12 protein-coding genes are annotated in these 12,508 nt (G+C 72.3%); 4 read left to right on the top strand and 8 right to left on the bottom strand.

What is annotated here, in order from left to right; all coding sequences use genetic code 11:
- Nucleotides 1-22 precede the first annotated feature (22 nt).
- The 4 genes from ACGFRF_RS00980 to ACGFRF_RS00965 all read right to left on the bottom strand — a co-directional run bounded on the left by ACGFRF_RS00980 (nt 23) and on the right by ACGFRF_RS00965 (nt 4,003).
- Nucleotides 23-370 (bottom strand): UBP-type zinc finger domain-containing protein, encoded by a 348-nt coding sequence (locus ACGFRF_RS00980; RefSeq protein ID WP_393735864.1) that lies wholly within the window; start codon nt 368-370, stop codon nt 23-25.
- On the bottom strand, nt 367-1,827 hold the full coding sequence (locus ACGFRF_RS00975) for an ATP-binding protein (RefSeq protein WP_393735862.1): 1,461 nt from the start codon (nt 1,825-1,827) through the stop codon (nt 367-369). The genes ACGFRF_RS00980 and ACGFRF_RS00975 overlap by 4 nt, the downstream gene beginning before the upstream one ends.
- The gene (locus tag ACGFRF_RS00970) at nt 1,824-3,500 is read right to left on the bottom strand and encodes an FAD-dependent oxidoreductase (RefSeq protein ID WP_393735860.1); all 1,677 of its coding nucleotides are present in this window, start codon (nt 3,498-3,500) and stop codon (nt 1,824-1,826) included. Before ACGFRF_RS00970 ends, ACGFRF_RS00975 begins: the two co-directional genes overlap by 4 nt.
- Nucleotides 3,501-3,649: 149 nt before the next feature.
- On the bottom strand, nt 3,650-4,003 hold the full coding sequence (locus tag ACGFRF_RS00965) for a VOC family protein (protein WP_393735858.1): 354 nt from the start codon (nt 4,001-4,003) through the stop codon (nt 3,650-3,652).
- 168 nt (nt 4,004-4,171) lie between these two features.
- Between ACGFRF_RS00965 and ACGFRF_RS00960 the strand changes: the two genes are divergently transcribed.
- The gene (locus ACGFRF_RS00960; protein ID WP_393735856.1) at nt 4,172-5,038 is read left to right on the top strand and encodes a universal stress protein; all 867 of its coding nucleotides are present in this window, start codon (nt 4,172-4,174) and stop codon (nt 5,036-5,038) included.
- A gap of 179 nt (nt 5,039-5,217) precedes the next feature.
- Here ACGFRF_RS00960 and ACGFRF_RS00955 read toward each other — a convergent pair whose 3' ends face one another.
- From ACGFRF_RS00955 to ACGFRF_RS00945, 3 genes are all read right to left on the bottom strand, one after another.
- Nucleotides 5,218-6,456 carry a DUF4032 domain-containing protein gene (locus ACGFRF_RS00955; protein ID WP_393735854.1) on the bottom strand — a complete coding sequence of 413 codons (1,239 nt, stop codon included), beginning with the start codon at nt 6,454-6,456 and terminating at the stop codon, nt 5,218-5,220.
- A gap of 31 nt (nt 6,457-6,487) precedes the next feature.
- A complete protein-coding gene (locus ACGFRF_RS00950; protein ID WP_393735852.1) occupies nt 6,488-7,234 on the bottom strand; it encodes an MBL fold metallo-hydrolase in 747 nt (248 codons plus the stop codon).
- 80 nt (nt 7,235-7,314) lie between these two features.
- The gene (locus ACGFRF_RS00945; protein ID WP_393735850.1) at nt 7,315-7,944 is read right to left on the bottom strand and encodes an alpha-ketoglutarate-dependent dioxygenase AlkB; all 630 of its coding nucleotides are present in this window, start codon (nt 7,942-7,944) and stop codon (nt 7,315-7,317) included.
- A 126-nt stretch (nt 7,945-8,070) separates the two neighbouring features.
- Here ACGFRF_RS00945 and ACGFRF_RS00940 point away from each other — a divergent pair, with 126 nt between their 5' ends.
- Nucleotides 8,071-8,691 carry a TetR/AcrR family transcriptional regulator gene (locus ACGFRF_RS00940; protein ID WP_393735848.1) on the top strand — a complete coding sequence of 207 codons (621 nt, stop codon included), beginning with the start codon at nt 8,071-8,073 and terminating at the stop codon, nt 8,689-8,691.
- Between the two features lie 49 nt (nt 8,692-8,740).
- Nucleotides 8,741-10,414 (top strand): FAD-binding dehydrogenase, encoded by a 1,674-nt coding sequence (locus tag ACGFRF_RS00935; protein ID WP_393737082.1) that lies wholly within the window; start codon nt 8,741-8,743, stop codon nt 10,412-10,414.
- A gap of 132 nt (nt 10,415-10,546) precedes the next feature.
- Here the strand turns inward: ACGFRF_RS00935 and ACGFRF_RS00930 are convergent, their stop codons facing one another.
- The gene (locus ACGFRF_RS00930; protein WP_393735846.1) at nt 10,547-10,897 is read right to left on the bottom strand and encodes a DUF488 domain-containing protein; all 351 of its coding nucleotides are present in this window, start codon (nt 10,895-10,897) and stop codon (nt 10,547-10,549) included.
- 167 nt (nt 10,898-11,064) lie between these two features.
- Between ACGFRF_RS00930 and ACGFRF_RS00925 the strand changes: the two genes are divergently transcribed.
- A complete protein-coding gene (locus ACGFRF_RS00925) occupies nt 11,065-12,492 on the top strand; it encodes a M1 family metallopeptidase (protein ID WP_393735844.1) in 1,428 nt (475 codons plus the stop codon).
- Nucleotides 12,493-12,508: the final 16 nt, after the last annotated feature.

Below are 12,508 nucleotides of genomic sequence, written 5' to 3'. Positions count from 1 at the left end.
TCAGGGACGGACAGCCGGCGCATCAGCGCAGCGTCCGCGCCCAGTCCGCCGGCACCCGCCCCGCCGGGCCCGGTGTCGGCTGGTCCGCGGGATGGCTGGCCGGGGGAGCGAGTTCGGGCCCGGAGTCGTACAACTCGTCGGTGGCGAAGTTCCAGAACCAGCCCTCGCCCGGCTCGTAGCTCTGGATGACCGCGTGCCCCGTCGCCCGGTAGTGGGCGGTGGCGTGCCGGGAGGGTGAGTCGTCGCAGCAGCCGATGTGCCCGCACTGCGCGCAGCGGCGCAGATGGAACCACCAGCCGCCGGCGTCCTCGCACTCCACGCAGCCGGTGCCGCTCGGCGGGACGCTCGGGTCGATTCCGTCGACGCTCATACGGGTTCCTCCGCTTCCTCGGGGGGTGTCTGTGCGGTCAGGGGGAGCAGCACCTGGAAACGGGTGTCGCCGGGCACCGACTCCACCCGCAGGGTGCCGTGATGCTTGTTGACGACGATCCGCCAGGAGATGTCCAGGCCGAGGCCCGTGCCCTCGCCGACCGGTTTCGTGGTGAAGAACGGGTCGAAGATCCGGCCCTTGATCTCGGGTGCGACGCCCGGCCCGGTGTCCCGGAACTCCACCAGCACCTGCTCGTGGTCGAGCGCGGTCCGCACCGTCAACGTGCCCTCGCCGCCGGCGCTGTGCATGGCGGAGACCGCGTTGTCGATGAGGTTCGTCCACACCTGGTTCAGCTCCGCCGGATAGGCGGGCACCGGCGGGATCGTGCGGTCGTACTCCTTGACGACCTTGATGCCGGGGCCCCTCTTGCCGGACAGCATCAGCAGGGTGCTGTCGAGGAGTTCGTGCACGTCCACCACCCGGAACGGCGCCCGGTCCAGCTGCGAGTACTGCTTGGCCGCGTCGACGAGGTGCGAGATGCGGGTGGTGGAGTCCTCGATCTCGTTCATCAACAGCTCGGTCTCGACGGTGTAGTTGAGCCAGCCGATCGCTCCGGGCAGGATCTCCTCGTCCACGGCCGCGGCGACCTGCTCCAGCCAGTCGACGTCGAGTCCGGCCTGCACGAAGGTGGGGGACAGCTGCCAGCCGTGCTCGATGCCGTGGTCCTCAAGCCAGTCGGCGAGCATGTCCTCCCGGTCGGACGCCTCCAGCGGGCTGAGCACCGGAGCCTTCGCGACCCGCTCGGCGGTGCGCTCCTGGACCTCGATCAGGTTCGCCAACGCGTCGCGGGAGAACGGCCCCTCGGCGATCATGGCGAGCTTGTGCCGCATCTTCGCGACGCGTTCCCGCAAGGTCGCGGTGGCCCGGACCGCTGCCGCCGCAGGGTTGTTCAGCTCGTGGGTGAGCCCGGCCGACAGCGAGCCGAGGGCGAGCAGCCGTTCCCGCTGCCCGATCGCCGCCTGGGTGTTCTTCGAACCGAAGAACAGGCCCTCCAGCAGATGCACGGCCATCGGGAACCACTCCCGCATGGCGTCCGCGAAGAGGTCCGCGGGCAGCACGAAGAAGCGGGTCGGCTCGGTGACCCGCATCGAGTTGTTGTACACCTGCCGCACCCGGTCTCCGAGGTACGCCTGCATCGCGCCCCCGTACACCCCGGGCTGCGAGGTCCGGCTGACCTCCACGTCGTCACCGCCGACCCGGCGGGACAGCACGACTGTGCCCTCGATCATCACGAAGAAGCAGGTGGCGGGGTCGCCCTCGGTGTACACCGGTCCGGGCTCGAACAACTCCACCCGCCCCTGGCTGCACAGCCGCCCCAACTGCTCGGGGCTCAGCTTCTCGAACAGGAACAGCGAGCTGATCTCCCGTGGGTTGCACGGCATGAGCTGCCCGCTCATGACTGCTCCAGATACCGGTGGACGAGCATCACGGCCATGGCTCCCTCTCCGACGGCGGACGCGACGCGCTTGGCGGACTCGGCGCGCGCGTCGCCCGCCACGAACACGCCGGGAATGCTGGTCTCCAGGTGGTAGGGCGGCCGGTCCAGCTCCCAGCCGGCCGGCGGCCGCCCGTCGGCGGTCAGATCGGGCCCGGCCAGGATGAACCCGCGCCCGTCGCGCAGCACCGTGTCGCCCAGCCAGTCCGTCAGCGGGGCGGCACCGATGAACACGAACATCCACTGGGCGTCGACCTTCTCGGTCTCCCCGGTCACCGTGTGACGCAGCGTCAGCTGCTCCAGGTGATCCGAGCCGTGCGCCGCGTCCACGATCGTGTGGGAGCGCACGGAGATGTTCGGCGCCTCGTTGATCTGCTGGATCAGGTAGTAGGACATCGACGCCGACAGGTCCGGGCCGCGCACCAGCAGCGTCACCGACTTCGCGCCCCGCGACAGGTACATCGCGGCCTGGCCCGCCGAGTTGGCGCCGCCGACGATGTAGATGTCCTGCCCCTGGCAGGCGCTCGCCTCCGTCAGTGCCGAGCCGTAGAACACCCCGCACCCGGTGAGACCGGTGCAGCCCGCCGCGTCCAGCTGCCGGTACTGCACCCCGGTCGCCAGGATCACGCTGTGCGCGGCGATCGACGAACCGTCGGCGAACCGAACGACGCGCGCGCCGCCGTTCACCTCCAGTCCCGACACCTCGCGCGCGGTGAGGATCTCGGCGCCGAACTTGGCGGCCTGCCGGCGCGCCCGGTCGGTGAGCTGGGCACCGGAGACGCCGTCGGGGAAGCCGAGGTAGTTCTCGATCCGCGAGCTCTGCCCTGCCTGGCCGCCGGTCGCCGACCGCTCCACCAGCACGGTCCGCAGGCCCTCGGAGGCCCCGTACACGGCGGCCCCGAGCCCGGCCGGCCCGCCGCCGATGACGACGAGGTCGTAGAAGTCGGCCGTCGGTGTCGTCGCCAGGCCCACCCGCGCAGCCAGCTCCGGCGCCTCGGGTTCGACCAGGACCGTGCCGTCCGGGGTGATCACCAACGGCAGCCGCTGCCCGTCCTGCCCGGCGGCCGACAGCAGCCGCTGGCCCTCCGGCTCCTCCACCGAGTACCAGCGGTAGGGCACCTGGTTGCGGGCCAGGAACTCGCGCACGTTCGAGGAGCGCGCCGACCAGCGGTGCCCGACGACCTTGGTGCTGGGCACGGGCTTGTAGGCACTGGTGCGCCAGGCCTCCAGGAGGTCGTCCAGCACCGGATAGAGCTTCTCCTCCGGCGGGTCCCAGGGCTTGAGCAGATAGTGGTCCAGATCGACCACGTTGATCGCGTCGATCGCCGCGTTGGTGTCCGCGTACGCGGTCAGCAGCACCCGCCGCGCCCCCGGATACACGTCCAGGGCCTGCTCCAGGAACTCGATGCCGTTCATCTGCGGCATGCGGTAGTCGGCCAGGATCACCGCCACCAGGTCGCCGCGCAGCTTCAGCTCGCGCAGCGCCTCCAACGCGGACTCGCCGGACTCCGCGCGCACGATCCGGTACGACTCGCCGTAGCGCCGTCTGAGATCGCGGGCGACGGCACGGGAGACCCCCGGGTCGTCGTCCACGGTCAGGATGACGGTCCGCGCTGCATCGGCGGTCTGTGCCATACGTCTCCCACCCCGGGCGTCGGATCACACGGGTCGGCGTCGCGGGGACCACCGCACCGTTCGTAGGCCATCGTATGTTCGATCGCCGGGGTTCGCCCTGGCATAAGCCCACAGGCCGTGATCAGGCGTGCCGCACACAGGGCCCGCGGTCACCCCGAGCGCTCCCCGAGCACGCAGAACTCGTTGCCCTCCGGGTCCACGAGCAGCACCCAGGGCTGCTCGCCCTGCCAGATGTCCGCGTGCCGGGCGCCGAGCGCCGGCAGCCGGGCCACCTCCGCCGCCTGGTCCTGCGGACGGAAGTCGAGATGCAGCCGGTTCTTGACCGTCTTCGGCTCGGGCACGTGCCCGAAGAGCAGCCCGGGCAGGCGGTCCGGCGCGGTCCGGATCTCGTACTCGTCGTCCGCCTCGTCGACGCAGACCCGGCCGAGCGCCTCGGCCCACCACCGGCCGAGCGCCACCGGATCGGCAGCGTCCACGATCACCTGCTCCCACTCGAGCGCCATGCCGGCAGGGTGGTCGGCCGCGGCCGCGCCGTCCGTCCGGCGTCCGCGCCTCCTGCCCCCGGGAATCGGGCGAGGGCTCGAGGACGAGATCATCCTGAGTGTGCCCGCCCGTGACCGATAGTGGGCACCAGCACCGCGAGAACGCGGCGACGACGAGGAGGCCCACGCATGACACGCCCGATCACGGCAGGGGTGGACGGTACGGACGAGAGCCTGGCCGCGCTGGACTGGGCGGCCCGGGAGGCCGTACGCCGGGGGCTGCCGCTGCGCGTGGTGCACGCGTGGCGCTACGCCGAGGCGCTCGCCACGGCCGACCGGGACACCCAGCGCGGTTGGGTGTCGGAGGGTGTGGCGCAGGCCGTGCGCACCGTCTCCGAGCGGCATCCGGAGCTGGCGGTGAGCGTCGACGTCGTCGAGAGCGGGGCCGCGCACGCGCTGGCCGGTGCGGCGGCGCAGGCCGAGCTGCTGGTGCTGGGTTCCCGCGGGCACGGCCCGGTCGTCGGGTTCCTGCTGGGCTCGGTCGGCCAGCAGGTGATCGCGGAGGCCACCCGGCCCGTGGTGCTGGTGCGGGCCGGCGACCAGCCGACGGCGGAGGCCGCCGGCCGGGACGTCGTGGTCGGCCAGCACGGTGGTCCCGAGGACAGCGCGGCGGCGCTGCGGTTCGCGTTCGAGACGGCGGCGGCCCGCGGCGCGGCCGTTCGCGCGGTACGGGCCTGGACCCTGCCGCCCGTCTTCGCCTACAGCCCTGGCTCGCTCAAGCTCCTGGACGACGCGGGCGGTCTGGAGCCGTACGAGAAGCAGGCGCTGGCCGAGGCGCTCCAGCCGTGGCGGGAGCGCTTCCCGGAGGTGCCCGTGGCGGAGCACATCGAGATGGGCAGCGCGGGCCAGGTGCTGCTGTCGGTGGCCGGCCGCGCCCAGTTGATGGTCGTCGGCCGCCGGGCGCACCGTACGGCCGTCGGCGCCCGGATCGGCTCGGTCGCGCACGGGGTCCTGCACCACGCGGACTGCCCGGTGGCGGTGGTCCCGCACGAGTGACCCGCAGGGCCTGTCCGGCAATTCCCGTCTGCCGCGCGACGCCCCGCACGCACGTGTGCCGCACGGTCCCCAGACCCGAGTACGTTCCCGTACGAGGGCCTGGGGCCGGCACGGCGAGAGCACGCACCTGACGCCGCGCGGCCGCCCTCCGGGCAACGACGCGAATGGGCAGACAGGCCCTAGTCCTCGGGGGTCGTCGGCTCCAGCGTGGCACGGGCCTTCGGCAGCACGTTCTCGATGTAGTCCTCGACGGCGGTGTCGAGCCCTATGTCGTGCTGGGCGCGCTCGGACAGGTACCAGCGGTGTTCGAGCAGCTCGTGGTAGATCTCGGCGGGGTCCATCGAGCCGCGCATCTCGAGCGGGACCGCGCGGACGGTGGGCCGGAACACGTCCCGCACCCAGCGGTGGGCCAGCACCTCGGGGCGGGCGGCGAGGGGGTCGCCCGGGGCGTAGTCGTCCTGGGTGGCCATCCAGCTCTCCAGGTCGTTCAGCAGCCGCCGCGCCTGGTTCTCCTCGGTGTCCAGGCCGGTCAGCCGCAGCAGCTGCCGCTGGTGGTGGCCGGCGTCGACGACCTTCGGCACGAAGGTGACCGTGTCGCCGTTGGAGGAGTGCTCGATCTGCATCTCGGCCACGTCGAAGCCCATGTCGTTCAGACGGCGGATCCGGCGCTCGATGTAGTGGTACTTGCCCGCCGGGTACACCGAGGTGCGGGTCAGCTCCTGCCACAGGCCGGTGTAGCGGGTGCAGATCTCGTGGCCGAACTCGACCGGGTCGACGGACGGGTGCAGCGCGCCCGACGCCTCCAGGTCCAGCAGCTCGCCGCTGATGTTCACGCGGGCCAGATCGAGGTCGTACTCCCGCTGTCCGGGACTCAGCCGGGGATGCAGGTCGCCGGTCTCGGCGTCGACCAGGTAGGCGGCGTAGGCGCCGGCGTCCCGCCGGAAGAGGGTGTTGGACAGCGAGCAGTCGCCCCAGGCGAACCCGGCCAGGTGCAGCCTGACCAGCAGCACGGCGAGCGCGTCCATCAGCCGGTGCATGGTCTCCGGGCGCATGGTCGTCTCGAACATCGACCGGTACGGCATCGAGCCGCGCAGGTGCCGGGTGATCAGCACCGGCTCCAGCGGGGCGCCCGAACCGTCGGTGCGACCGGTGACCACGGCGAGGGGGTCGACGGCGGGGATGCCGAGCCGGTCCAGGTCGCGCAGCAGCTCGTACTCGCGCAGCGCGGGCCGTTCGGCCAGCTCCTTGACGGCTATCACCTCGTCGCCGGCGTGCGCGTAGCGGACCACGTGCCGGGAGATGCCGCGGGGGAGCGGCACGAGGTACTCCTCGGGCCACTCCTCCAGGGGCACCTCCCAGGGCAGGGCGAGCAGGAGCGCGGGATGCTCCGGGTTCGTGGCGTTGATCTGCAGGGCCATGGCAGGAACCTTAAGTCCCCGCGGGTGTGTGTCAGGAGGCCCGTTCCCGGGCCAGTTCGGCGGCCGCGCGCACCGGCCCCCGGTGGACCGGCCCGTGTCCGGGGAGCAGGGTGTCGCCGTCGAGGGCGCCGATCAGCTCCAGGGAGGCCAGGGCCCGGGCGCGCTCGTGGTGGAAGAAGTCGAGCAGCAGTTGCGGGCCCTTGATCCGTGCGGTCGGGTGCCCGCTGACCAGGGCGTCACCGGAGATCACGATCCCCGACCCGGGCAGGTGGAAGACGCAGTGGCCGTCCGTGTGACCGGGAGTGTGCACGGGGACCGGCCGGCCCGGCAGGTCGAGCGGGCCCTCGCCCGGGAACGGCTCGGGTGCGGTCACCGGATGGTTCTCGGTGCCGCCCACCCGGATCACGTGCACCGCCCAGGGCAGCACCCCCGGCCGCCAGGCGTTGCGCACCACATCGGCGATGGTGGCCTGCTGGAGGAACTCCCGGCGGGCATGCGGTACCTCGGCCGGGTGCAGATGGACGGGGGTGCCGTACGTGGTGCGCAGGTACTCGGCGGAGCCCAGGTGGTCGTTGTGCGCGTGCGTGATCAGCACGGCGGCGACCGCCTCGGGCGAACTGCCCACCGCCGCGAGGGACTCCAGCAGCCCCTGCCGGTCCCCGGGGTATCCGGTGTCCACCAGCGTGACGGCGTCACCGTCCTTGAGGATGACCCAGTTGGTGTGGTGGCCGTGCACCAGATAGGTGCCCTCGGCGACTTGGTGTACGTCCGCGGTCATGATCTCCCCGGGCCCCTCGTCGGCTGATCGTCGGAAGACAGCCAACCAGATGCCGCGGTCCCTCGTGCAGGAGGGACGCGTCAGTGCACCCCGTGCGGGCGGAACTGGATGCTGACGCGGGGGCCCGTGGCACGGGTGGTCTTGGGGACGCAGTGTTCCCAGGTGCGCTGGCAGGAGCCGCCCATCACGATGAGGTCGCCGTGGCCGAGCGGTCGCCGGACCGTCGTGCCGCCCCCGCCGGCCGGGCGCAGCAGCAGGTCGCGGGGTGCGCCGACGGAGAGGATCGCGACCATGGTGTCCTCGCGTGCGCCGCGCCCGATCCGGTCCCCGTGCCAGGCCACGCTGTCCCGGCCGTCGCGGTAGAAGCACAGCCCGGCGGTGGTGAACGGCTCGCCCAGCTCCTCGGCGTAGTGCCGGGACAGAGCCGTCCGGGCTTCGTCCAGCACCGGGTCGGGCAGGGGGTCCTGCGCCTGGTAGAAGGCGAGCAGGCGGGGTACGGCCACCACGTTGTCGTACATCTTCCGGCGCTCCGCCCGCCACGGGACCTCCGCGGCGAGCTTCTCGAACAGCGCGTCGGCGCCGCTCAGCCAGCCCGGCAGGACGTCGATCCAGGCGCCGGAGCCCAGCTCGGTCCGGCGCAGCGCGTCCAGGGGGCCGAGCCGCAGCTCGTCGGTCTGGTCGAACAGGGAGCCCTGGAGGTGCGTGGCCATGAGCCCAGCCTACTCCCTTTAATCGAAAATGCGTTCCCATGGCGGGGCGAGGTCGAGTCCATTCCTCCTCTTTCGATACACCGGTGTATCGGATACATTCGCGTATCGAACGGGAGGTCGGTGCCGATGGACGAGACACCCAGGCGCGTCACCCGGCGCCGGGTCCGCACCCGGGCCAGGCTGCTCGACGCCGCCTTCGAGGTGTTCGCGGCCAAGGGCTTCGGGCGGGTCTCCATCGAGGAGGTCTGCGAGGCCGCCGGCTACAGCCGGGGCGCCTTCTACTCGAACTTCGCCACCCTGGACGAGCTGTTCTTCGCGCTCTACCAGGAACGCGCCGATCTCATCGCCTCCCAGGTGGCCGACGCCCTCGCCCAGGACGGGCCCCGCCTCGACGTGCCGGCCTCGGTGGACCGGGTCACCGAGGTGCTGCTGCTCGACGTGGACTGGCTGCTGGTGAAGACCGACTTCCTGGTGCACGCGGCCCGTGACCCGGCCGTCGCCCGGGCCCTCCTCGACCACCGTGGCCGCCTCCGCGAGGCCATCGCCGACCGGCTCCTCCGGGCCCGGGGCCACACCGAACTGCCCGCCGTGCTCGGTGACGTCGACGGCGCCGCCCACGCCGTGGTCGCCGCGTACGACGGGGTCACCACCCAGCTGCTGCTGGACAAGGACGTCGAGGCCGCCCGGGCCTGGCTCAAGCAGCTGCTCACCGCGCTGCTCGCGGACGGCAGCCGGACCCACGTATGAGCACCGGCACAGCTCAGCCATGACCACCGTCAGGAAGGACACAGTCGCCATGGACGCGGACGTCATCGTCGTCGGAGCGGGCCTCGCCGGCCTGGTGGCGGCGCACGAAGTCACCAGCCGGGGCCGCCGGGTGGCCCTGGTCGACCAGGAGAACGCCGCCAATCTCGGCGGCCAGGCGTACTGGTCCTTCGGCGGGCTGTTCCTCGTCGACTCCCCGGAGCAGCGCCGCCTCGGCATCAAGGACTCCTTGGCCCTCGCGTGGAACGACTGGCGTGGCAGCGCCCAGTTCGACCGGCAAGCGGACGAGGACGCCTGGGCGGTGCGCTGGGCCCGGGCCTACGTCGAGTTCGCGGCCGGCGAGAAGCGGTCCTGGCTCCAGGGGCACGGCATCGAGCTGCTGCCGACCGTCGGCTGGGCCGAGCGCGGTGACCTGCGGGCGGACGGGCACGGCAACTCCGTACCCCGCTTCCACATCGCCTGGGGCACCGGCAACGGAGTCGTCGAACCCTTCGTCCGGTACGCCCGGCAGGCCGCCCGGGACGGACTGCTGACCTTCCACCACCGCCACCGGGTGGACGAGCTGGTCGTCGAGGACGGCACGGCACGCGGGGTGCGCGGCACCGTCCTCGCCCCGGACGACTCCCCGCGCGGCGTCGCCTCCAGCCGCGACCGCGTCGGCGACTTCGAACTCACCGCCCAGGCCGTGATCGTCACGACCGGCGGCATCGGCGCCGACCACGACATCGTCCGCCGCTACTGGCCCGAGCGGCTCGGCACGCCCCCCGCCCAGATGGTCACCGGCGTCCCCGCCTACGTCGACGGCCGGATGCTCGACATCAGTGCCGAGGCCGGCGTACGGCTGGTCAACCGCGACCGCATGTGGCACTACACCGAGGGCCTGCAGAACTGGAACCCCATCTGGCCCGGCCACGGCATCCGCGTCGTGCCCGGCCCGTCCTCCGTCTGGCTCGACGCGCTCGGCCGCCGCCTGCCCGACCCCTGCCTGCCCGGCTACGACACCCTGAACACGCTTACGTACCTGCGCACCACCGAGGACATCGCCGGGTACGACCACTCCTGGTTCATCCTCACCCGAAAGATCATCGAGAAGGAGTTCGCGCTCTCCGGCTCCGAGCAGAATCCCGACATCACCGCCAAGGACCGCAAGGCCGTGCTGCGCGACCGGCTGTTCGTCAAGGGCGCCCCCGCACCGGTGCGGGCCTTCCTCGACAAGGGCGCGGACTTCGTCACCGCGAACACCCTGGAGCAACTGGTCCGCAAGATGAACGGCCTGACCGGCACCCCGCTGCTCGACGCGGCCGAGGTGCGCCGCCAGATCGAGGCCCGCGACCTGCAGATCACCAACCCCTACAGCAAGGACTCCCAGATCCAGGGCATCCGCAACGCCCGCCGCTACATCGGCGACCGCCTCGCCCGGGTGGCCACTCCGCACCGCCTCCTGGACCCGGCGGCAGGCCCGCTGATCGGCGTGCGGCTGCACGTGCTGACCCGCAAGATGCTCGGCGGCATCCAGACCGACCTCGACTCCCGCGCCCTCGGCACGGACGGCGCGCCGATCGACGGGCTGTACGCGGCCGGCGAGGTGGCCGGCTTCGGCGGGGGCGGGGTCCACGGCTACAACGCCCTGGAGGGCACCTTCCTCGGCGGCTGCCTGTTCTCCGGACGAGCCGCCGGCCGGCACGTGGCCCGCCAGGTGGGCTGACCTCGGGCCCGTGAACGGTGTGCGCCTGGCGGGCTGGCCTCGGGCGCTCCTGAGCGGTGCGCGACAGGCGGGCCGAGCCCAGGCCCGTGAGCGGCGTGCGACAGGCGGGCCGAGCCGGCCGTCCGGCAGAACTCAGCCTTTCAGCAGCTCGGCAAGCACCTGAGCGTGGCTCTCGTCCGGCGCCTTGGACGCCGTCAGCAGCGTCACGCGGCCCTTGCGGGCCGACTTCCTGAGGCCGTCGAGTAGTTCGGCGGCCTCAGGAGCGTCGAGTTCGGCCTCGTAGCGGCGGCGGAACTCCTCGTAGGAGCCCTCGCCGCCGTGATACCACGTGCGCAGCTCGGTCGACGGCGTGAGGTCCTTGGGCCACTCGTCCACGTGCGCCGCGTCCTTGGCGAGGCCGCGCGGCCACAGCCGGTCCACCAGGACGCGCAGGCCGTCGTCGGGCTCAGGCGGTTCGTAGATCCGGCGCACGCGCACGCTCACGGTCGGGCCCCTCTCGGGTCGCGGACGGTCCTGCGAGCCTACTGCGACCTGCCCGGCCCACCGGGCGGCGACGCGGCGTGACTTGACCTGAACAAGGGTGAGTCCAGGCCCTCGCCGCCCCTAGTCTGTCGGCCAGTCGATCACCAGCCAGCCCCTCAGGAGCGCCTGTGACGCCACCCCGCAGACAGCCCGCGCGACGCCGTACCGCCGTCCTCGGCCGCGAGGCGGTGCTCGCCACCGTGCCCGTCGCCGTGGCGGCACTCCTCGCCGCCGCGGGACCCGCGGCCGCGGGTACCACCGGCGCGTCCGGCGCCGGCGACCCCTACTTCCCGCTCAGCGGCAACGGCGGCTATCACGTCGGCCACTACGACCTGACCCTCCGTTACGACACCGCCGCGCGCCACCTCGACGGGAAGGCCGTCCTCACCGCCCGCGCCACCCAGCGGCTCACCCGTTTCGACCTCGACCTCACGGGCCTGAAGGTCACCTCGGTCACCGTCGACCGCACCACCGCGGCCTTCCGGCGCGCCGGCCAGGAACTCGTCGTCACCCCGCGCCACGCCCTGCGCGCAGGGCAGCAGTTCCGCGTCACCGTCGCCTACCACGGCACCCCGAAGCCGGTCACCGACCCCGACGGCTCGGCGGACGGCTGGATCCCCACCGACGACGGCGCGTTCGTCGCGGGCGAGCCGCAGGGCGCGATGACCTGGTTCCCGGCGAACAGCCACCCCCAGGACAAGTCGTCGTACGACTTCACCCTCACCGTGCCGAAGGGGTGCACCGCCGTCGCCAACGGCGTGCTGCTCGGACAGCACACCGCGCACGGGCGCACCACCTACCGCTGGCGCGAGACCCAGCCCATGGCCGCCTATCTGGCCACCGCCACCATCGGCACGTTCGACGTGGAGCGGTACACCACCCGCGACGGCATCCAGGTCTACAACGCCGTCGACCCGCGGGAGGCGCGGGCGGCCGCACCGGTGCTGAAGAAGCTGCCCTCCGTCCTCGCCTGGGAGAGCAGGCTGTTCGGGCCGTACCCGTTCCGGGCAGCCGGCTCGATCGTCGACCACGCCCCGAACGTCGGCTACGCCCTGGAGACCCAGACCCGGCCGGTCTACGACTCCGCGCCGGACCTGAGCACCCTCGTGCACGAGAACGCCCACCAGTGGTTCGGTGACTCCGTCTCGCTCACCGCCTGGAAGGACATCTGGCTCAACGAGGGCTTCGCCACCTATGCCGAGTGGCTCTACGCCGAGCAGCACGGCGGCGACCGTGCCCAGAAGACCTTCGACGCGCTCTACGCCCGCCCCGCGAGCGACGCGTTGTGGGCCTACCCGCCCGGCGACCCGGGCAGCGGCGGGAAGATCTTCGGCACGCCCGTCTACGCGCGCGGCGCCATGACCCTGCACGAGCTGCGCAAGGCCGTCGGCGACGAGGACTTCTTCCGGATCCTGCGCGCCTGGGCGGACGGGCACCGCGGCGGGCACGGGACGACGGCACAGTTCGTGCGGCTGGCCGAGCAGACGTCGGGGAAGCGGCTGGGCGGCCTGTTCAGCACCTGGCTGTACACGAAGGGCAAGCCGAACCGCGCCTGAACCCTGACCGGTTCCA

This window comes from Streptomyces sp. NPDC048521 (assembly GCF_043199855.1).
Lineage (GTDB): Bacteria > Actinomycetota > Actinomycetes > Streptomycetales > Streptomycetaceae > Streptomyces.
Note: the sequence above shows the minus strand (reverse complement) of the source record. Positions and strands in the feature narration are given on the sequence as shown.

Bases quoted from the DNA above. Each gene is read 5' to 3' on its own strand.
- ACGFRF_RS00980 (WP_393735864.1), bottom strand. From the start codon at position 370: ATGAGCGTCGACGGAATCGACCCGAGCGTCCCGCCGAGCGGCACCGGC.
- ACGFRF_RS00975 (WP_393735862.1), bottom strand. From the start codon at position 1,827: ATGAGCGGGCAGCTCATGCCGTGCAACCCACGGGAGATCAGCTCGCTG.
- ACGFRF_RS00970 (WP_393735860.1), bottom strand. From the start codon at position 3,500: ATGGCACAGACCGCCGATGCAGCGCGGACCGTCATCCTGACCGTGGAC.
- ACGFRF_RS00965 (WP_393735858.1), bottom strand. From the start codon at position 4,003: ATGGCGCTCGAGTGGGAGCAGGTGATCGTGGACGCTGCCGATCCGGTG.
- ACGFRF_RS00960 (WP_393735856.1), top strand. From the start codon at position 4,172: ATGACACGCCCGATCACGGCAGGGGTGGACGGTACGGACGAGAGCCTG.
- ACGFRF_RS00955 (WP_393735854.1), bottom strand. From the start codon at position 6,456: ATGGCCCTGCAGATCAACGCCACGAACCCGGAGCATCCCGCGCTCCTG.
- ACGFRF_RS00950 (WP_393735852.1), bottom strand. From the start codon at position 7,234: ATGACCGCGGACGTACACCAAGTCGCCGAGGGCACCTATCTGGTGCAC.
- ACGFRF_RS00945 (WP_393735850.1), bottom strand. From the start codon at position 7,944: ATGGCCACGCACCTCCAGGGCTCCCTGTTCGACCAGACCGACGAGCTG.
- ACGFRF_RS00940 (WP_393735848.1), top strand. From the start codon at position 8,071: ATGGACGAGACACCCAGGCGCGTCACCCGGCGCCGGGTCCGCACCCGG.
- ACGFRF_RS00935 (WP_393737082.1), top strand. From the start codon at position 8,741: ATGGACGCGGACGTCATCGTCGTCGGAGCGGGCCTCGCCGGCCTGGTG.